Genomic DNA, 20615 nt, shown 5'->3' on the forward strand with positions numbered 1-20615 from the left:
TTAACCCCTCCCTTCTGAGTGAATCTTTAATAATGTACCCAGCGTTTTCTTCATATCGCTGCGGTGAATTACACCATCCAGCTGACCATGCTTCAATAAGAATTCTGCTGTCTGAAAATCATCCGGCAGTTCCTGTCTAATTGTCTGTTCAATGATTCTTCTGCCTGCAAACCCTATGAGTGCTTTTGGTTCGGCAAAGTTATAATCTCCTACTGATGCGAAGCTCGCTGAAACACCGCCAGTAGTCGGATGAGTCATAACGGAAATAAACAAAAGTCCCTTGTCACTGAGTTTCTTCAAAGCCACGCTTGTCTTCGCCATCTGCATAAGACTAAGAACGCCTTCTTGCATACGAGCGCCGCCTGAAGCAGTGAAGATGATAAAAGGATTTTCATTTTCGATGGCTTTCTCGATAGCACGTGTAATCTTCTCACCTACTACAGAACCCATGCTTCCCATTCTAAAACGGGAATCCATCACAGCCAGCGATACGTCCATACCACTTATTTGTCCTTCTCCTGTTACAACTGCTTCATTGATTTTTGTTTTTTTTCGGTCACTCTCAAGTTTTTCAAGATAATCAGGAAACCCCAATGGATTCTTTGAAATCATATTTGCGTCATATTCAGTAAAAGTACCCTCATCTATCAGACTCGCTATTCTTTCCTGAGAAGACATCGAATAATGGTACTGACAGCCTTGGCATACAAGCAGGTTTTTCTTTAATTCTTTCGTGACCATAATGTGCTTGCATTCCGGACATTTACTCATAATCCCTTCTGGTACATCCTGTTTTACTTTACCAGTAGGAATTGTGGCATATTTTTTCTTTTTTACGAACAATCCTTTAATCATGAATGAATAACACCACCTATTCGATTGCGTTTAGGGCATCGTTTTGTTTTGATAACAGATCCGTTAACTTTTGTGCATTCTTACCTGCAAGAAGAGAAAGAACTTCCTTGCAAAATTCTGGAGACCAATTTGAATCTGTTCCTTTTAATGATGACCCATAACCCGTAAGTTCCACATATAAACGATAAAGAAGATGATTACCGCATGACTGAATTACATTTTTTTCGAATGCTTTACAGAGATTATTGATTTCTTGAGCGCTTTGTTCCATCTTCTGTATTAACTTCTCTAGTTTACTTATATCTAAAGAAGTGATTCTCATTGTTGCAAGTTCTATGCAGTCTTTAATGACTATATTTCGTGTTTCTTGCAGATCGTGCCTGGCCTTTTCATCGTTAAGAATAAATGATGCGAGTACTTCTACCAGTCTGTGTCCTGTTGCCTCGCGAATAAAAGTACCCTCGCCTCTTCTCGTTTCGATCAAGCCAAGCAGCTCAAGAGCTCTTAAAGCTTCACGGACAGAAGATCTTCCTGCATTTAAGCGGTCACTGAGCTCTCTTTCTGAAGGGAGCTTGTCACCTGCTTTAAGACGGTCTTCCACAATAATGGCTTGAATTTTCTTTAAAATTTCAATATATACTTTTTCGGTAGGCTGGACAGACATTCCTCTCTCCTTTACCGGTTTCATTCATCTTTTCCGATGATGGCAAGTCTCTTTGTCTTTTCAGCGATGTCTGCTGGATTCACACGAATTCTTGCTACACCTGTTTCCATAGCTGCTGTTGCTACAGCTGCTGCTACCGCAGGAGCTACTCTTGGATCAAACGGAGCAGGAATAACATATTCTGCGCTTAATTCTATCGGATTAACAAGACTTGCAATAGCATGAACCGCTGCAATTTTCATTTCTTCGTTTATATGAGTTGCTCGTACATCTAAAGCTCCACGGAAAATTCCCGGGAAAGCTAATACATTGTTAACTTGGTTAGGGAAATCGGATCGGCCGGTCCCAATAACCATTGCACCTGCTTCACGTGCTTCGTGAGGCATAATTTCCGGGTTAGGATTAGCCATTGCAAAAATGATTGGCTCTGGATTCATAGATTCCACCATAGATTTAGTCAGTGCACCTTCAACAGACACGCCTACAAAAACATCTGTACCACTAATCACATCAGCAAGAGTACCTTCTTGTTTTGTTCGATTAGTAAATGATGCAACTTCTGTTTTAACAGAATTCATACCAAATGGGCGCCCTTCATAAATAGCGCCTTTCGTATCACACATAATGATGTCTTTAACACCAAAGCGGTCTAATAATTTAATAATCGCAATACCAGCTGCACCTGCACCGTTTACGACTACTTTGATTTTAGACATTTCACGGCCGGTTAATTTCAGTGCGTTAACGAGACCTGCCAAGGTAACAATAGCGGTTCCGTGCTGATCATCGTGAAAGATAGGGATATTTGTTTCTTTTTTCAATCGTTCTTCAACTACAAAACAATTAGGTGCTGCAATATCTTCTAAATTCACACCGCCAAAAGTAGGCTCCAGCAGCTTAACCGTTTCAACAATCTTATCCACGTCCGTTGTGCTTAAACAGATTGGAAAAGCATCAACGCCTGCGAAACTTTTAAACAATACTGCTTTTCCTTCCATAACAGGGAGAGCTGCTTCAGGACCAATATTGCCTAAACCTAATACAGCTGTTCCGTCTGAGACAACAGCTACAGTATTCCCTTTCATCGTATAATCATAGACTTTTGATTTGTCATCATAAATATCCTTACAAGGTTCTGCAACACCAGGAGAATAGGCAAGGCTTAAATCCTTTGCATTACGTACTGGCACCTTTGATTTTGATTCCAGTTTTCCTTGATGTGTTCTGTGCATGTGTAGAGCTTCTTCTCGTAAAGTAGACATCGTTTCATCTCCTAATGTTTTTATATTTAAGGTTGATGAGTCAAATTAGGAGGTGGTCAGACCACTGTTATTGACTCATCCATTATATCAAATGTTAACAAGCTGTAAAGTTTTTTAATTTCTTTTAAATGCTATGTTACCTTCGCCTGCAACGGATTTAAGCTCCAAGAGCAAATCCTCTGTAGCATCAATCTTTTGTGAGATCTGAACTTTTTGTTTTGTTTCTTCATAGATCAAAACAACGGGAATGTTTCCTATTGATTGATCCAATATTTGCTTGATCGCGTTCAAATATTCTGGTGAATGATGCTGTTTATCGATTTTGATAAACAAAGCAGCTTGCTCTTTTACTTTCAGTTCATGCAGCGGCTTGCATTTACTTATCAATACTTGCAATGCATCATTTCGCTGTTCAACACTTCCTTCCAAAAACAGTTGCTCTCCTTTTTGCAGAAGCCCATGATATGACTCGTACACTTTTGGGAAAACGACAGCCTCAATCTCACCGCTTTCATCACTTATTGAAAGAAAGGCCATTAGTTCTCCTTTTTTTGTTTTTATAACGCGGACTTTATCTATTAAAACACCAAGTCGTACAGAAGGGTTTTTTCCCTCAATACTAGCTATGTCAGTTGCTGTCCAGCTTTTAAGCACAGTGCGGAATCTTTCTAAAGGGTGTGATGAGAAGAAAAAACCTAATGATTCTTTCTCGAATTTCAGTTTCTCACTATCCTGAAAAGGCTGAACATGGACATAAGAAGGTTTAGGGAGATTAATATCATCATCAAACAGGTACATCTGATTTTTTCTCGATATTTCCTGAAATTCTTCTCCATATTCAATTGCTGTTTCGAGAGAAGCTAGCAATACAGCTCTATCTTCTCCTAAATCATCCATCGCTCCTGCAAAAATCAAAGACTCCAGTGTTCTTTTGTTCACAATTTTTTGGGGACACCGAGCGCATATATCAAATAGGTCTTGAAATGGCTCTTTTTTATTTTCCTGCATCAAGGTATGAATGGCATTTATTCCTACGTTTTTTATGGCCAAAAGACCAAAGCGGATTCCTGATTCTTCTGGTGTAAAAATTGCTGTACTCTTTTTAATAGAGGGAGGGAAAATCGGAACTCCCTTTTGCATCGATTCCTTAATATACTGATTTACTTTATCATGATTGCCAATAACGCTAGAAAGTAATGCTGCCATAAAATGAATCGGGTAATTTGCCTTTAAAAAGGCGAGCTGATAAGCGATAACACTGTAAGCTACTGCATGGCTTCTTGGAAAACCATAATCAGCAAACCGTACAATCAGATCATATAAAGCATCTGCAGACTTTTCATCATATCCCTGTTTTAAACAGCCTGCAACAAAATGTTCGCGTTCTTTCATTAAAATTTCACGCTTTTTCTTTCCTACTGCTCTTCTTAGCAGATCTGCTTCACCTAGTGTAAAGCCAGCTGCTTTTGTTGCGATCTGCATGATCTGTTCCTGGTATACGATAACTCCGTACGTGTTCTTTAAAATAGGTTCCAGATCAGGATGCATGTACTCCACTGTTTTCAGTCCGTTTTTGCCAGCGATATAATCTGGTATGTTCTTCATAGGTCCTGGTCTGTATAAGGCATTGACAGCAACAATGTCTTCAAATTCAGTCGGCTTAAGCTGCTGCAGAACTTTTCGCATGCCATCCGATTCTAATTGAAAAACTCCTGTCGTGTCTCCTTGTGAAAGAAGTTCAAAAGTTTTTGGATCAGTAAACGATATTTCATTCAGATTGATCTTGATTTGTTCATTTTTTTCTATAGAATGCAAAATATTTTCGATTAATGAAAGATTGCGCAGACCGAGAAAATCCATTTTCAATAGCCCGGCAGCTTCAAGCCACTCCATACTGTACTGAGTTAACGCAATTCCATCATGTCCTGTTTGCAAGGGAACCGTCTGCACAAGAGGGTTTCGGGAGAGTACCACCCCTGCAGCATGGGTTGAGGCATGCCTCGGAAGACTCTCAAGTTTCATCGCAATTTCAATAAGCTTTTTAACACTTGGATCTGATTGAAACGCCTGCTGTAAACCATGTGATTCTTGTAATGCATTTTCTAAAGAGATTCCTGGTCTAGAAGGAATATTTTTCGCAGTTTGATCAATCAGGCCCGGAGGCAAGTCCATTACTCTGCCTGCGTCTCTAACAGCAGCTCTTGCAGCAAGCGTACCGAAAGTAATAATTTGAGCTACATAATCTGTACCGTACTTTTCCGCAACATACTTCAAAACTTCATCGCGGCGATTATCCGGGAAATCTATGTCAATATCAGGCATCGTAATCCGTTCAGGATTAAGAAACCGTTCAAAAATGAGACTATGATGAATCGGATCCACATTGGTGATCTCAAGCACATATGCAACTAAAGATCCCGCAGCCGAACCTCTTCCAGGTCCGGTTATCATCTTTACATCATGTGCATACTTCATAAAATCCCATACGATCAGGAAATAATCTTCAAAATTCATGTTCTTAATAGTATTAAGCTCATATTGGAGACGGTTTTCGATTTCAGGAGTCACCGTATCAAATCTATTCTTTACACCTTTTAAGCATAACTCTGTCAAATATTCAAAACTGTCTCTATCACCCGGAACAGGATATTTCGGAAGTGCAATCTCTCCTAAAGTGAGCTCAAGGCTGCACATGTCCGCTAGTCTTTGAGTTTCTTCTAATACTTCAGATGAATGGGAGAATAACCTTTCCATTTCACTGTGAGATTTAAAATAAAATTCTCCTGTAGGCAGTTTATACCTGTCAGGATTATTTATCTTCTCTCCATTTTTGATGCAAACTAGAACATCATGAGCCTTTGCATCCTCTGCATGTAAATAATAGGTTTCATGCGCACAAAGGAGCGGAAGATTAAATTCTCTTGCAATGGACTGAAGTTGAAGGTTTAATGTTTTCTCAAAGCCTGTACCATGATCCTCCAGACCAATGTAGAAACGTTCCGGAAAAACATCTTGATAAAAACGAATACATCTTTCCAGCAAATTCGCTTTACTTCTTTCAGCGGAAAGATACTGTTGAATCTCCCCTTCTGGACCTGAAGATAAAGCAATCAGACCTTTAGAATGTATGGAAAGTTCTTCATGTGTTACAGGTGTGATATCTCCACCCTGCTTTGTTTGCATTAGTGTCGATAGCCTTAGCAGATTCTGATATCCTTCATTGTTTTGTGCATATAAAAGGATTTTACTCCATTGTTCTGTATGTGAATCACTTTCTGAATCTGATTTTCTAATTTCCGCCTCTAAACCTAAAATTGGTTTTATACCCGCTTTTTTGCACGCCGTATAAAATTTTAATGCTCCATACATATTGGCTTTATCTGTTAATGCCAATGCAGAAAAACCTGATTCAGCTGCTCGTTCTACAAGTGCGTCTATGCGGCAAGAACTTTCGAGAAGAGAATACTCGCTATGTATATGCAGAGGAACAAATCCCATACCTTCACTTCCTTTTTTGCACCTATTTCCAACTCCATTATAGTATAGAAGTCAGAGTGTGTTAATGAAACAAGCTATGCGATTTCCGTTAAACTCTTTATCTGTAAAACGAGCATACTCTTCTTTTATTATCCATACATTGGATAATAGAGGAGGGTTCTCATGGTACGCGATTTTTTTGCAAATATAATTCTTGATTTTGCTATTGCATTTGGTGTGCTTCTAGGAGGAGCGCTTATAGGCGGACTCGCAGCATTTCTTGTTGGAAAAGCCCCTATTCTCGAAATGATGGAACTGGCTAAAAAACTAAAAATCTGGGCAATCGTTGCAGCAATCGGAGGCACATTTGATACCATATCAAACTTTGAAAGAAGCTTTGAAAATGGAGCAACTTTTGAGATTTTTAAGCAGCTCACCTATATCTTTGTTGCAATAGCAGGTGCTAATACGGCAATTATATTAATTCAATGGCTAAGCCAGGAACAAATAGACTAATGAGGATTCCGCCGCTCTATCACCGAAAAGGCTATCAGCGTTTTTTTGCAGGAGTCGCCATCGGCTTCATCATCGGCTGGGCATTTTTCCTTTTTCAAGGCGGGTTAGCGCATGAACGACTAATTCATTTAGTAAAAGAACAAAAGTCAGAGTTAGATGATTACAAGAAAAAAAATGAAATTCTCACTTCTGATGATAAGAAAGCAAATGAAGAACTGGCAAAGAAATTCAAACTGCATGAAATTAATGTCCGTTTTTCAAATACCTCATCTGATAAATTATCTAACCTGACTAAGCTGCATTTAACAAAAGCAGTTGAGGATGATCTGGAGCATCTGATAGGTGAGGATACCGAGACAATCGCAAAAAGTCATGTTTTACTCGAACAAGCTATCGAAAATAAGCCGTTTCAGCTTGATGATGAACAAAAATACGAGGTGAAAATTGATCATTTATATCTGACCACAGGAATACTCCGAATTTATATTTCAGCGCGTGTGATTGAATGAATATGCATAAATTATGGTCTAAATATTACGTTTTTATGAATCTTTAGGCAGCAGAATAGCATTCACCCCACTTTTTGTATAGAATATTATTAAAAGAGTGAATATTGGGGGGAAACTACAATGATTATTAATCGAAAAGAACTTGCACGTGAAAAGGTTAAAGAATTGCAGAATGGTTTCTCTGCTTTCGCAGAAACGAAAGAAGTAGCAGAATTAATTAAAAGAGAGCTTGCTAAGTTAAACTTTAAAGTTCATGAAGATGTAACGGACCTAGGCTCTTGGTTTATCCCAGAAAAAAATTAATGAATGACACATTTGAAGATTTATTTGCAAGCCTTCGAATGTGTAAAAAGGCCCCCCGATGAGGCCTTTTTTATTTGGTTTTATATTCAATACATGCTTTCCTTAATTCTGAAAGAACAGATTGAGTCTCTTCATTTGTATATACAGTTGCTCCTGATGCTCTAGGGTGTCCTCCACCATTAAACTTAGCTGCAATCTTATTTACAACCGGTCCTTTTGAACGAAGTCTGACCCTTATTTGATCAGGCTCATCCACAAAGAAAACCCATGCTAACAGGCCTTCAACATGCGAGAATGAATTTACCAAAAGTGAAGCCTCACTCGCACTTGCATCATATTTCTGTAATGTTTCTTCTGTGAGATGAATATAACCGACACATTCATCTACAATTGAAAAATGCTGAAGAACATAACCATTTAATCTTACCAGTTTCTCTGAAATTTTATAAAGGTTCTCATGAATCTCAGAAGGTGCAAAACCTGTTTCTATCAGCATTGCTGCATATCTATGTGTCTTTTCTGTTGTATTCGAATACAAGAACCGCCCTGTATCACCAATAATGCCAGCATATAAAAGTCTTGCTGAATTACTGTTTAGCTCCAAGCCCTTATCAGCACCAAAAAGATAAAAATCCATAATCATTTCACTTGTAGAGCTTGCCGCTGTATCTACCCAAACTAAATCACCATACGGATCTTCATTTGGATGATGATCAATCTTTATAACCGTTTCACCTAAAGTGTAACGCGTATCACTGACTCTTGGAGAATTTGCCGTATCGCAAATAATGACTAAAGATCCTCTGTACATCTCGTCTTCGACAGTATCCATTTTATTTAAGAAGATAAGACTATCATCCTCTTCCCCTACTGCATATACTTCCTTCTCAGGAAAGCTTGCCTTAATTATGGCAGCAAGTCCGCCTTGTGAGCCAAGCGCATCGGGATCTGGTCTTACATGTCTGTGAATAATAATTCGTTCATATTGATTAATTTTATTTAAAATTTCCTCTTTCATAATGAACTCCTTTTACACCTAGTTGTGGCAATTCTGGTTTTAAACGTTTACAATATAGTGGAGTAAATACTTGGGGGAATTTTCAATGCCGATTTTTATTATCCTTATTATACTTTCTTTTGCTCTTTATGTGTTTTATAAAGTTCGTGAAGTTCGTGCAAAAGAGCCTTTTTATAAACAATGGACTGGGACAAAAGCAAAGATGGCGCTTGGGGCATTTTTGGCTTCCTTTGGATTAAACGAATTAACAGCTGTAGAAGGCCGTGTTCAGCTTTGGGTGGCTCTTATTTTCCTGGCATACGGAATCGTTCTTTTACTGATGAACTGGAAAATGTACAAGCATTTTTTAACACTTGCTCGTCAAGAAGCAAAAGAAACGAACTGAAAATAGTATGAAAAAGTCCCTCCGAAGGGGACTTTTTTCTTTGGCTGTTTTCGTAAGCTTTGTTGCTCGTGGAAGTGGTTGATCTCCGTTTCAGATGCTCGCCACCTCGACACTCTGCGTCCTTAGGTGTCTCACCTGTCACACTGATCCTAAGTGGGACAGGTGAGACCATTTAATGTCGCATAGCGACAAATGGGCTCACCGCACACCCTGCGAAAAGCGAGCCCTGTAACGGAAATTAACGTCTTACAAAAGCAACAAAGTTTACGAAAACAGCCTTTAAAAAAAATCGTTTCTAAAAGAATGCTGCTTGGTGATTTGTTTTGTTGAGACCCTTTGCTGACAAGGGAGTATAATGTGCGAGCATCCTGGAGCGGAAATTAACAGCATCCGAATTTTTATGAACGGTGATCGATTAATTGAGCCATCATCATAGCCTTTCCTGCAATCTTACCATCATGATATATCTCAACATCTACTTTTCCAAATTTCCTGCTCACTTCCAGCACTCTAGGAACAAATTGTATTTCACTCTCTATCTGAACAGGCTTAATATAATAAAAGGTTACGTTCTCAACGACTACATCACCTTTTTTAATTCTTCTTAAAGCCTTACGAGCTGTTTCTGTTACTAGTGTCATTAATACGCCGTACGAAACTGTTCCTAAATGATTCGTCATTTGCGGAGTGATTTTACAGGTAAAGTTAACTTCATTCTCATACTTATGTTCTTTTAATTCGGTCGTGATTAAATCATCGAATGTCGCACCAACTTGAGGCTGTTTCTGCATCATCTGCATCGCCTTTAACACATCTTGCCGGGTTAAGATTCCTATCAGTTTATGTGAAGAACCTGTAACCGGAAGCAGCTCAATGCCTTCCCAAATCATCATGTGTGCACATGCTGCGACAGATGTTTTTTCCGTTACTGTTAATGGTGATCGTGTCATTACTTTTTCAATATTCATGTCCTCGGATACACCAATAATATCTTTCGATGTTACTACACCGGTTACACGATTCGATTGATCTACTACAGGATAACGGCTATGCATTGTTTCACGGTTAAGTTCATGCCAGCGCTCGACCTTATCGTGCTGAAAAAGATAGTGTGTTTCATCAATTGGAATTAGAATATCTGAAGCGAGTACGATATCTTTTTTAATTAACCGGTCATGAATCGCCTTATTGATCATTGTCGCAACAGTAAACGTATCATAACTCGTAGAGATAACCGGCAGTTCCAATTCGTCAGCAAGTCTTTTCACTTCTTCTTCCGTGTCAAATCCACCTGTGATCAAAATAGCACTGCCAGCCTTCAATCCTAACCCATGAGCATTAATACGGTTACCGACAATCAATAAACTTCCCGCATCAACATAGCGCATCATCGCTTCTAGTTTCATTGCACCGATCACAAATTTGTGTAAGGTTTTATGAAGTCCAGCTCGGCCTCCAAGTACCTGTCCTTCAACAATATTAACAACTTCGGCAAATGTTAATTTTTCAATATTGCTTTTCGCTTGCCGTTCAATCCGAATGGTCCCTACACGCTCAATAGTGCTGACAATCCCTTGGTTTTCTGCTTCTTTAATCGCGCGATAGGCCGTTCCTTCACTAACTGTTAAATCTTTTGCGATTTGCCGAACGGAGATTTTCGACCCAACATCAAGCTCTATAATATGCTGCAATATTTGTTCATGCTTTGTTAGCATTGCATTCACCGTTCCTTTTATCTGTATCTATCTGTTTCAGTTAATTGACTAATACAGATTATACAGGCAATGGAACAGAAACTCAACTTTCCATGTGTATCCTTTTTCGTGACTTTTGATTAACAAAAGCCTGTCTCTTAACTGTTCTTTTTCTAGCTTCATTTTTATTAAACAGTAAACTTAATACCAGCATTCCGGCAAATCCTGTCCAGGCAATTGAAAAAAAGGTTTGCATCGTAAGTCCTTCAAATGATAATGCAGGTAATCCCACGTAAATTAATACAACGAGCATAAGTAACTTTGCTATTTTTTCCTGACTCATAAAACAACCTCCCTTACTATAATTCGTATGCATAGAAAGGGAGGTTAGAATCATTTATATATTTAAGCTTTCACCGCTCTGCATCACTTTTCCTTTACTTCCGAGCTTGGACACAAAAGAGCTTTCTGGATCTTGTTCGATAGGCGGGAAGGTATTGTAATGAATAGGAACGGTTATATGAGCTCCGATCCATTCCGCTGCGATTAAGGCATCTTCTGGTCCCATCGTAAAATTATCTCCTATCGGCAAGAAGGCCGCATCAGGTTTCTCCAGTTCACCGATCATTTTCATATCGGAAAAGAGTGCAGTGTCCCCTGCATGATAAAGGGTTTTATTGTCAGAGGAGAATAAAATTCCTGCAGGCATACCTGTATAGACGACTGTTCCGTCTTCTTCCTCGTAACTAGATCCATGAAAGGCTTGTGTGAATTTCACTTTTCCCCATGAAAATTTACGGCTGCCTCCGATATGCATCGGGTGTGTTTCTACACCTTTTGAAGCAATGTAGTTTGCAAGTTCAAACGGTGCAACAACCAAGCTGTTATTTTTCTTTGCGATTTCAACTGTGTCGCCAACATGATCATTATGACCATGCGTTAAAAGAATTACATCTGCTTTAACATCTTCAACGCTGATTTTACATTGACCATTTCCATTAATAAAAGGGTCGATCCAAACAGAGTGCTCACCGGTTTGAATTTCAAGTACAGAATGTCCATGATACGTCACTTTCATTATAAATACACCCTCCTTCAAATAATAGGATTCGTTATTGCATCCTACTTTCCTTTTCATACCCTATTATAGGACATAAAAAAAGTCCGATTCCAGCCCAGAAGGAATTAAAGGCTGAAACTCGGACTTTTATTCTTTTCAGTTATTGTTTTTGAGCCAGAATTGAACCTGCGTCTTTGTAGTCTAACTGATGAGATTCTGCAACTGCTTTATAGGTTACAAAGCCATCGAGTGTATTAATACCTTTTAATAATGCTTCATTATCCAGACACGCTCTAACATATCCTTTGTTAGCAATCTGCAATGCATATGGAACCGTTACGTTAGTCAAACCAATTGTAGATGTACGCGGAACAGCCCCTGGCATATTCGCCACCGCATAATGCAATACACCATGTTTTTCATAAGTAGGATTATCATGAGTCGTAATCCGATCAACTGTTTCAAAAATTCCGCCCTGGTCGATAGCTACGTCAACGATAACAGAACCTGGCTGCATTCCCTTAATCATCTCTTCGGTTACCAGTTTCGGTGCCCTTGCACCCGGAATCAGAACTGCACCAATAACTAGAGCCGACTCTTGAACAGCAAGTGCTATGTTAAGAGGGTTCGATATCAGAGTATTGATCTCGACACCAAAAATATCATCGAGATGACGAAGACGTTCAGGGTTTAAATCGATAATGGTAACGTCTGCACCAAGACCCATAGCAATTTTGGCTGCATTCGTTCCCACAACTCCGCCGCCAATAACAGTTACCTTTCCGCGCCTTACACCTGGAATTCCGCTTAGCAGAATCCCAAGTCCGCCTTTAGGCTTCTCTAAAAACTGTGCGCCGATTTGTGCGGCCATTCTTCCAGCAACTTCACTCATCGGTGTCAACAGAGGCAGCGTTCCATTTGGAAGCTGAACGGTTTCGTACGCAATTCCGATTACTTTGTTTTCAGTTAAAGCTTTTGTCAATTCAGGTTCAGGAGCCAGATGCAGATAAGTGAATAAAATCAGACCTTCACGAAAAAAACAGTACTCTTCCGGCAATGGTTCTTTAACTTTCATAACCATTTCCATTGACCACGCTTGGGTCGGAGTCTCAACAATCACTCCGCCTGCACCTTCGTATTCTTCGTCTGAAAAACCAGATCCAATACCTGCACCTCTTTGTATAAAAACTTCATGGCCAGACGCCACTAAATTTAGTACACCAGCAGGAGTCATTGCAACTCTGTTTTCATTATTTTTAATTTCAGTCGGTACACCGATCTTCACTGCATTCCCTCCCTGAAAGTTATTGGAAATTTTTTCTTCATATCTATAGTTACCATACCACCAAAAAACTAAAATAAAAAGACGGATTTATTTCTATATGTAAGACAGCTTTTAATGTTCCCGAATTAATATAGAAACATTCATTGAACGTGATTAAAGGAAGCGAGTACGTGTCGAAGCATGGCCGAAAATTACGTATTTTTCATTTAATTTGCGATTTTTAGAAATAACGTGCGATTAATAAAATTAACGCGTGTTTTTCTTAAATAAGGTGTGATTATGTAATCTGCGATGTGAAAATATACACGCGATTTCAAAAAAAAGGATAACTCCCGGCGAGTTATCCCTACTTTTTTGCCTATTGAAGACTTTCCTCTTCGTCTAACTTTGTGCGCTGCTGACCTTGATCAACTTTATCAACTACTCCGCTTTGGTAAGCTTCAGTAATCTGCTGATGAACGGTCATTTCGCCTTCTTGATCATATTCCAGCTGCTGATTCGGATGCTTCTCATTTTGCATTTTACTTCCTCCTTCGATATAGAAACCTTGTCATTAGTTTCTGTCTTCAGAAGAAAGTTATCTCGGTTAATTACTGGAAATAAATACGGCGGATTTTGCTGCCTCAAGCTGCTGTCGCACTGCTTGGAATCCAGTTCCACCTTCAGAATTTCTTTTTTCAACTGCAGTCTTAGGAGAAAGTGCCTCATACAAATCCTCTTGTACGATCGGACACCACTCTTTATATTCCTCAAGACTAATATCAAGCAAGTAGCATCCCTTTTGAATGCAATGAAGAACCATCTGTCCTACTAGTTCATGCGCTTCTCTAAAAGGAATCCCATTTTTCGCAAGATAATCTGCAAGTTCAGTTGCATTAGAAAAATCTTGATGGACGGCTTTGTTCATTCGGTCCTCATTAATTTTTATTTCATTCATCATGCCAGTCATAATGCTCAAACACCCTTTGACTGTTTTGACAGCATCAAATACCGGCTCTTTGTCTTCTTGCATGTCTTTGTTATATGCAAGGGGAAGACCTTTCATTAATGTAAGCAATGAAAGAAGGGAACCATACACTCTTCCGCTTTTTCCGCGAATCAGCTCAGCCATATCCGGATTCTTTTTTTGCGGCATCATGCTGCTGCCGGTAGTGAAGCTGTCACTGATCTCGATAAACCCAAATTCTTCAGATGACCAGAGGATCAGTTCTTCACAAAAACGTGATAAATGCATCATGATCATTGAAGCATTGCTGCAGGATTCGATAGCAAAATCTCGATCACTGACTGCGTCTAAGCTGTTCAAATATTTTTTAGAGAATCCTAGTTCGTTCATTGTTACATTTCGATCAATCGGAAATGTTGTTCCAGCAAGTGCACCGGCTCCAAGCGGCATAATATCTGTTCTTTTCAAACTGTCTTGCAGCCTCTCTTTATCTCGTTCAAGCATCCAAAAATATGCTAATAGATGATGAGCAAATGAAACAGGCTGTGCACGCTGAAGATGCGTGTACCCAGGAATGATTGTTTCAACATGGTCTTCAGCTAAATTCAGCAGTGAGTTTTGAAGTTCATTAATTTGATCTATAATCTCGAGGGTTTCTTCTTTTACGAAAAGATGAAAATCAGTTGCCACTTGGTCATTTCGGCTTCTTGCCGTATGGAGTTTTCCGCCATCCGGACCGATTTGATCAGTAAGCAGTTTCTCAAGGTTCAAATGTATGTCTTCATACTTTACTGAATACTCCAGCTTGCCTTCCTGCTCTTGTACTTGAAGATCTTGAAGACCATTTTTTATATTTTCATATGCACTCTCTTCGATAATTCCACTTTGGAATAACATTTTGGCATGAGCAAGGCTGCCTTTAATGTCATGACTAGCTAGTTGTTTATCAAAAGAAATGGAAGCTCCAAATTCATCTACCCATTCTTCCGGCTGTTTCGAAAAACGGCCACCCCATAATTTCTTCACACTTTCACCTCATTTTTTTGAACCATGCTGCTAACTTTTGTAGGCAGACCCCATAATGAAATAAATCCTTTTGCAGCACCGTGATCAAACATGTCGTCAGATGTATAAGTAGCAAGTTTTTCATCGTATAGTGAATAAGGTGATTTTCTTCCTTCCACAATTGCGTGGCCTTTGAAGAATTTAACTCGCACAGTTCCTGTTACATAAGTTTGTGTTTCATCTAAAAAGGCTTTTAATGATGCATTTAATGGAGAGAACCAAAGGCCTTCATAGATTAATTCAGTCATTTTCTTTTCGATGATCGGCTTAAAATGAGCGACTTCTTTTACAAGTGTCAGATCTTCAAGCTCTTTATGTGCTTTAATTAACGTCGTCGCTGCAGGGCATTCATACACTTCACGTGATTTAATTCCAACCAGTCGATTTTCTACATGGTCAATACGTCCAACACCATGTGCACCGCCCCATTCGTTAAGCTGATCAATTAGCTTTTCAAGTGAAACGTTCTTTCCGTTTAATGAAACTGGAACTCCTTTTTCGAATCCGATTTCGACGATTTGAGGCTCATCTGGTGTATTTTCCAGTGCAGCTGTCATCTCATATGCTTCTTCTGGAGGAGCTGCCCAGGGATCTTCTAAAATCCCACACTCATTGCTTCTTCCCCATAAGTTCTGGTCAATAGAAAAAGGATTTTCTTTTTTAATCGGAACAGGAATATCATGTTGTTTCGCATATTGAATCTCTTCTTCACGAGACCAGCTCCATTCACGCACCGGCGCTAATACTTCGAGATCCGGAGCTAATGCTGCAACAGAAACTTCAAATCGAACTTGGTCGTTCCCTTTTCCTGTACATCCATGAGCAACTGCAGTTGCTCCGTATTTTTTAGCTGTTTCTACTAATTTTTTTGCGATTAAAGGTCTGCTCAATGCAGAAATCAGCGGATATTTCCCTTCATACAATGCATGTGACTGCAGTGCAACTAATGCATATTCTTCTGCGTATTCTTTTTGGACATCTAATACGATAGATTCTGAAGCTCCAATTGATAAAGCTTTTGATTGAATAAATGGAAGGTCCTTGCCTTCTCCAACATCCAAGCATAATGCAATTACCTCATAACCCTTTTCTGCCAGCCATGGAATTGCCACCGATGTATCTAATCCTCCAGAGTACGCTAAAACTACCTTTTTTCCCATATGATATCTCTCCTCCTGAAAACCTGTTAATGTATATTTTATTTATTTTTATACATAATTGTTTATAAAAATACCATTTATAATAATACATACTATAACAAAAAGAGAGAAGAAAATGCAAGGTTATTCTTTAAAATGTATAAAAATAATATCAATGATTATTCTGGCTTCAGAGCAGCGCCTTTTGTACAATGGAAGTAAGAGGTGATGATCGGATGCATAACAATTTTGTTTGGGATGAGAAGCTTGGAATTTCAGTTCCTAATTTGCATAAATCATGGGAAGCTTATGAAAGGGCCGAACAAGCAGCCATTCTGCTGCAATGGGAAAAGATTAGAGGTGCGATTCCAGACCGAATTAGAGAAATTGAAACACAAATTAATAAACTTCAAGACCGGTTGTCTATTGAAGAAAACTTTGAGTTATCCTGTGAATTTAACCAAAAAATTGCAAGCCAAGCATCCATCATTAATGATCTCTGGCTTTGGTATAGGTTAAACCAGCAGGTAACATCGAAAATACACGGATAAAATACAAAAAAAAGAGGGTGCCTATGCATCCTCTTTTTATTTATGAAGCTGTTGTACGATATGCGTAAGTTCCGGCAAAATTAGTTTTTTCATTCCGAGCTTTACAGCACCTGATGAACCTGGCAGTGCGAAAATAGCCGTTTTCCCATGCACACCGGCAACAGCACGGCTCAGCATAGCTCCTGACCCAATATCTTCTGTATAACTTAACATACGGAAAAGCTCCCCGAACCCGGTGACTTCTTTTTCAAATAATGACGTTAAGGATTCTATCGTTACATCTCTCGGAGCAATCCCTGTTCCTCCATTAAATATGACGACATCGATATTTTCATCTTTAATAGCAAACTGAGCAGCTTCATGAATCAGGCTCTTGTCATCCTTTATAATTCTATACTCACGAATGTCATGATTTTGTTCAATTAGAAATGAACGGATGAGCTTGCCGCTTTTGTCCGTATCTTCATTTCTCGTATCACTTACGGTTACAATCATGCATCTTGCTTTCTCCGGTGCAAGCGCCTTATGTTCTTGTATACTCATAAAATGAACACCTATCCGTTATATTTTTCATTTAGATATCTTTTTTGATAAAACTTATGTGCGATTTCAGTTATTTTTCTTGATTGCTGGTAGTTCATAACAGCACCCACAGCCATACCGAAAATAGGCAAACCTTGAGTCAGCTTCTTTCTGAGAAGCAAGATCGCCATCATCTTTACGATTTGCTGTATAGGATGGGACATCCATGATATATCAGCTATTACATCTTTGCCTGAATAAAAAATTGGATCTTCTTCTTCACGAAGCTCTTCCATAAGTTCATCCCACTTTTCTTGCTGATAACGTTTCGGCATCGTAGCTGCATGATACACTTTTAACGAGCGCATCATTTCAGATGGTCTCTGAATATCATAGCCATAGTGCATGGCAATAGACTGAACTGACCGTATACCAAGTGCGACCATAGCTGGAAAATCCGTTCCTAGAAAAAGCAATCCTCCAGTTCCCGCGAGTCCTCCTTGAGAAAAAGATAATATTCGGTTGCGTGCAATTTGCTGATCTGCCATATAAGATAACTGATCAATCGAACATTTTTTCAAATCTTCAATTTCAAAAATATCATCTCGAAAGACCCGCGCTTCAGAAAGGAGTCTTTGTTTCATATCCAGCTGAAATTGAGAGTTTTGTATAAGAGCATGGATGTGAAAAAGAACAGAATCAACATATTCACCGATCGTTTCCTGCATCTCTTCTGATAAAAGATCCATCTGTCTTGTTGCCCATTTTTCATATGTACGCCCAAAATCTGTTGGTTCATAAGTAAAAAAATGATCTTCCCAGCTTTTGATTTCTTGCCAGATTTGTTCTTCGCGTTCTGTTAATGGCATGCCGCTCCTCCTTTAACCTTTTTTATAGTTTATAATAACCGCTGGATTAAGTAAAAAATCAGTAGTAAAGTATTTAGCAGCCAGACTTAAAAGGGTTCTTCCATTCCATCAGCAATCCATAATGATGGGACTCTTCATCCTCTAAGTATCCCGGTACAAGCATTAGAGGTGTTCTGCCGCAGCGCAGCAAAAATGATATGACTTGATCATGGATTTCTCCATTCACTACTTTTTCAATATATTGCTCTGGCGTCAGCTCATTTGCATACTTATGATATCCGGGCATTCTTCCCCCTCCTAACAATCGGTCAAGATTCAAATGTATGACTGCCTCATACATGGATTGCATAAGAAGTTTGCCGAGATCAAGTTTTCTAAAAGAGGGACGTATGCATATATCAACAATATAAAGAGTATTTCCGTTTTTGTTATGTGTTTTAATATAGCCGCTGTCAGTAATCTCTTCCCAAGTATGCTTTGGAGATTCTGGATTAAAGCCTACTAACAGCCCGGTAATGGATCCAGCAAGAACTCCGTCAATCTCCACACATAGTGCTCCCTCAGGAAAAAGTGTGATGTGATTATTCAGCTGTTCTTCGTTCCACCAAAGGTCTGAAGGAAATGGAGGAGGAAAGCTTTCCTTTTGAATTTGAATAAGTTCATCAAAATCTTCTTTCACATAATTTCGGACAATTGCTTTTACATTCTTTTCTTTCCTATATAAATATTGTTCCTTTTTGTACATGAATAGATCTCTCTCCCTTTTCAGTTTGAGCAAACTCAGTTAAAGGTACTTTAAAGGATTTACGCTATCTTGGTCTGTTTTCCTTCAATAAATATAAAAAAGGCTGTTTTCGTATACATTGTTGTTTTGTGAAAGTTGTTGCTTTCCGTTCCAGGTACTCGCTTTCCGCGGGGCAGGCGGCGAGCCACATTCGAACGTTTCACTTATAAGTGTCTCACCTGCCCGCCAGTCCCGCAGGAGTCTCGCACCTTCCCATCCAATCAACTTTTCAATGATGAATTTCAAAATCTCTCCGCAGCAACATTCTTTTAAAAATAAGCCCAAAAAAAACAACCTTTCTTCATGTGTGTAACCATGAAAAAAGATTGTTTATCAACTACATCGCTATACGCATAGTATCTCTAGCGATCATAACTTCTTCGTTTGTAGGAATGACAATTACTTTTACAGGTGAATGAGGATAGCTGATAAATGCCTCTTTCCCGCGGACCTGATTTAGAGCAGGATCCCAATAAACACCCATAAATTCTAATCCGCGCAGTACACGCTCACGAACTGCTGTACTGTTTTCACCGATTCCTGCTGTAAAGATGATAGCATCGATTCCTGCCATTCTCGCTGCGTAAGAACCGATGTATTTGTGGATACGGCTTGCAAATACTTCTAGAGCAAGCTCAGCACGTTCATTTCCTTGCTCCGCTTCACTTTCAATATCACGAAGGTCAGATGAGAAACCAGAAACGCCAAGCATACCACTCTTATTGTTTAGAACATTTAATACTTCTTCAGCACTTTGACCCGTCTTTTGCATGATATAAGGAATTAACGAGGGGTCAATGTTACCAGAACGAGTTCCCATTGTTACACCTGCTAAAGGAGTGAATCCCATAGATGTATCGATCGATTTCCCGCCTTCAATTGCAGCGATACTTGCTCCGTTACCAAGGTGGCATGAAAGAAGGCGAAGCTGCTCAACCGGACGGCCAAGAAGTTCAGCCGCTCTTTCAGAAACATACTTATGGCTTGTACCGTGGAAACCATATTTACGGATTCCGTATTGCTCATAGTACTCGTATGGCAAGCTGTACAAGAATGATTTTTCTGGCATTGATTGATGGAAAGCTGTATCGAATACAGCCACTGCTGGTACATTCGGCAATACATTTTTGAACGCCTTGATTCCCACAACGTTTGCAGGGTTATGCAATGGAGCAAGATACGAAATCTCTTCGATTTCTTTTAATACTTCTTCCGTAATTAATACTGAATCATTAAACTTTTCTCCTCCGTGTACAACACGGTGGCCAATTCCTTCAATTTCATCAAGGGAAGAAATAATATTATGTTTGATCAATTTATCTAAAAGCATGGAAACAGCTTCAGAGTGGTCTTGAATATCTTTTACTTCTTTTATTTTTTCACCATTAACTTCAATTGTGAAAATAGAATCGTTCAAACCGATACGTTCAACAAGTCCTTTAGTTAAAACTTCTTCTTCTGGCATTTGCAGAAGCTGAAACTTTAAGGACGAACTTCCGGCATTAATTGCAATAATTTTAGCCAAAATAGCCATCTCCTTCATATTCAATGAAAAAGAAGAGCGCTTTGGTGCACACTTCTAACTCATTAATACTATAATCCTTCCTTATTTAAACATTGCCCCTATTTATAATCAAGGCTGTAAAACGCTTACAACTTATATTCATGCAATTCAGATTTGAATGCGTTTGCAACATCAAAAAAAACAGCA

General features: G+C 39.1%; 21 protein-coding genes. 5 read left to right on the top strand and 16 right to left on the bottom strand.

Going from position 1 to position 20615, the window contains the following annotated elements:
- The 4 genes from accD to dnaE form a co-directional block, all read right to left on the bottom strand.
- Window positions 1-855, bottom strand: coding sequence for an acetyl-CoA carboxylase, carboxyltransferase subunit beta (gene accD / locus ABE41_RS14340; protein WP_066291614.1), 855 nt, complete (start codon window positions 853-855; stop codon window positions 1-3).
- Window positions 856-871: 16 nt separating this feature from the next.
- Window positions 872-1519: a FadR/GntR family transcriptional regulator gene (locus tag ABE41_RS14345; RefSeq protein ID WP_066291617.1), complete on the bottom strand. Its 648-nt coding sequence runs from the start codon at window positions 1517-1519 to the stop codon at window positions 872-874.
- 20 nt (window positions 1520-1539) lie between these two features.
- A complete protein-coding gene (locus ABE41_RS14350) occupies window positions 1540-2781 on the bottom strand; it encodes an NADP-dependent malic enzyme (protein ID WP_066291620.1) in 1242 nt (413 codons plus the stop codon).
- Window positions 2782-2895: 114 nt separating this feature from the next.
- Complete coding sequence (dnaE, locus tag ABE41_RS14355; protein ID WP_066291625.1) at window positions 2896-6279, bottom strand: DNA polymerase III subunit alpha; 3384 nt, start codon at window positions 6277-6279, stop codon at window positions 2896-2898.
- A 162-nt stretch (window positions 6280-6441) separates the two neighbouring features.
- On the opposite strand from dnaE, the gene ABE41_RS14360 reads away from it, so the two are divergent.
- The 3 genes from ABE41_RS14360 (at window position 6442) to ABE41_RS14370 (ending at window position 7586) form a co-directional block, all read left to right on the top strand.
- Window positions 6442-6774: a YtrH family sporulation protein gene (locus ABE41_RS14360; RefSeq protein ID WP_066291626.1), complete on the top strand. Its 333-nt coding sequence runs from the start codon at window positions 6442-6444 to the stop codon at window positions 6772-6774.
- Complete coding sequence (gene ytrI / locus ABE41_RS14365) at window positions 6774-7283, top strand: sporulation membrane protein YtrI (protein WP_066291627.1); 510 nt, start codon at window positions 6774-6776, stop codon at window positions 7281-7283. The genes ABE41_RS14360 and ytrI overlap by 1 nt, the downstream gene beginning before the upstream one ends.
- Window positions 7284-7403: 120 nt before the next feature.
- A complete protein-coding gene (locus tag ABE41_RS14370) occupies window positions 7404-7586 on the top strand; it encodes a YtzJ family protein (RefSeq protein ID WP_066291632.1) in 183 nt (60 codons plus the stop codon).
- A gap of 70 nt (window positions 7587-7656) precedes the next feature.
- Here the strand turns inward: ABE41_RS14370 and ABE41_RS14375 are convergent, their stop codons facing one another.
- A complete protein-coding gene (locus ABE41_RS14375) occupies window positions 7657-8604 on the bottom strand; it encodes a DHH family phosphoesterase (RefSeq protein ID WP_066291635.1) in 948 nt (315 codons plus the stop codon).
- An 85-nt stretch (window positions 8605-8689) separates the two neighbouring features.
- On the opposite strand from ABE41_RS14375, the gene ABE41_RS14380 reads away from it, so the two are divergent.
- On the top strand, window positions 8690-8989 hold the full coding sequence (locus ABE41_RS14380; RefSeq protein WP_066291637.1) for a YtpI family protein: 300 nt from the start codon (window positions 8690-8692) through the stop codon (window positions 8987-8989).
- Between the two features lie 398 nt (window positions 8990-9387).
- Here ABE41_RS14380 and ABE41_RS14385 read toward each other — a convergent pair whose 3' ends face one another.
- The 7 genes from ABE41_RS14385 to ABE41_RS14410 all read right to left on the bottom strand — a co-directional run bounded on the left by ABE41_RS14385 (window position 9388) and on the right by ABE41_RS14410 (window position 16199).
- Window positions 9388-10704, bottom strand: a complete 1317-nt coding sequence (locus ABE41_RS14385; protein ID WP_066291640.1) for a DRTGG domain-containing protein — start codon at window positions 10702-10704, stop codon at window positions 9388-9390.
- A gap of 82 nt (window positions 10705-10786) precedes the next feature.
- The gene (locus tag ABE41_RS14390; RefSeq protein WP_066291642.1) at window positions 10787-11026 is read right to left on the bottom strand and encodes a hypothetical protein; all 240 of its coding nucleotides are present in this window, start codon (window positions 11024-11026) and stop codon (window positions 10787-10789) included.
- A gap of 54 nt (window positions 11027-11080) precedes the next feature.
- Entirely contained in the window at window positions 11081-11761 is a 681-nt protein-coding gene (locus ABE41_RS14395) for a metal-dependent hydrolase (protein WP_066291644.1), read from the bottom strand.
- A 142-nt stretch (window positions 11762-11903) separates the two neighbouring features.
- A complete protein-coding gene (gene ald, locus ABE41_RS14400; protein WP_066291647.1) occupies window positions 11904-13028 on the bottom strand; it encodes an alanine dehydrogenase in 1125 nt (374 codons plus the stop codon).
- A gap of 358 nt (window positions 13029-13386) precedes the next feature.
- Window positions 13387-13548, bottom strand: a complete 162-nt coding sequence (locus ABE41_RS21080; RefSeq protein WP_156774278.1) for a hypothetical protein — start codon at window positions 13546-13548, stop codon at window positions 13387-13389.
- 66 nt (window positions 13549-13614) lie between these two features.
- Complete coding sequence (gene argH / locus ABE41_RS14405) at window positions 13615-15000, bottom strand: argininosuccinate lyase (protein WP_066291650.1); 1386 nt, start codon at window positions 14998-15000, stop codon at window positions 13615-13617.
- Window positions 14997-16199 carry an argininosuccinate synthase gene (locus ABE41_RS14410; protein WP_066291652.1) on the bottom strand — a complete coding sequence of 401 codons (1203 nt, stop codon included), beginning with the start codon at window positions 16197-16199 and terminating at the stop codon, window positions 14997-14999. The genes argH and ABE41_RS14410 overlap by 4 nt, the downstream gene beginning before the upstream one ends.
- 215 nt (window positions 16200-16414) lie before the next feature.
- Here ABE41_RS14410 and ABE41_RS14415 point away from each other — a divergent pair, with 215 nt between their 5' ends.
- A complete protein-coding gene (locus ABE41_RS14415; protein ID WP_066291654.1) occupies window positions 16415-16729 on the top strand; it encodes a hypothetical protein in 315 nt (104 codons plus the stop codon).
- 36 nt (window positions 16730-16765) lie between these two features.
- On the opposite strand, the gene ABE41_RS14420 is transcribed toward ABE41_RS14415, so the two are convergent.
- The 4 genes from ABE41_RS14420 to ABE41_RS14440 all read right to left on the bottom strand — a co-directional run bounded on the left by ABE41_RS14420 (window position 16766) and on the right by ABE41_RS14440 (window position 20429).
- The gene (locus tag ABE41_RS14420; RefSeq protein WP_066291656.1) at window positions 16766-17272 is read right to left on the bottom strand and encodes a MogA/MoaB family molybdenum cofactor biosynthesis protein; all 507 of its coding nucleotides are present in this window, start codon (window positions 17270-17272) and stop codon (window positions 16766-16768) included.
- An 11-nt stretch (window positions 17273-17283) separates the two neighbouring features.
- Window positions 17284-18120: an EcsC family protein gene (locus tag ABE41_RS14425; RefSeq protein ID WP_066291658.1), complete on the bottom strand. Its 837-nt coding sequence runs from the start codon at window positions 18118-18120 to the stop codon at window positions 17284-17286.
- A 73-nt stretch (window positions 18121-18193) separates the two neighbouring features.
- A complete protein-coding gene (locus ABE41_RS14430; protein ID WP_066291664.1) occupies window positions 18194-18865 on the bottom strand; it encodes a GNAT family N-acetyltransferase in 672 nt (223 codons plus the stop codon).
- Between the two features lie 376 nt (window positions 18866-19241).
- Window positions 19242-20429 (bottom strand): acetate kinase, encoded by a 1188-nt coding sequence (locus ABE41_RS14440; protein WP_066291671.1) that lies wholly within the window; start codon window positions 20427-20429, stop codon window positions 19242-19244.
- Window positions 20430-20615: the final 186 nt, after the last annotated feature.

Source organism: Fictibacillus arsenicus (assembly GCF_001642935.1).
In the GTDB taxonomy this organism is placed as follows: domain Bacteria; phylum Bacillota; class Bacilli; order Bacillales; family Fictibacillaceae; genus Fictibacillus; species Fictibacillus arsenicus_B.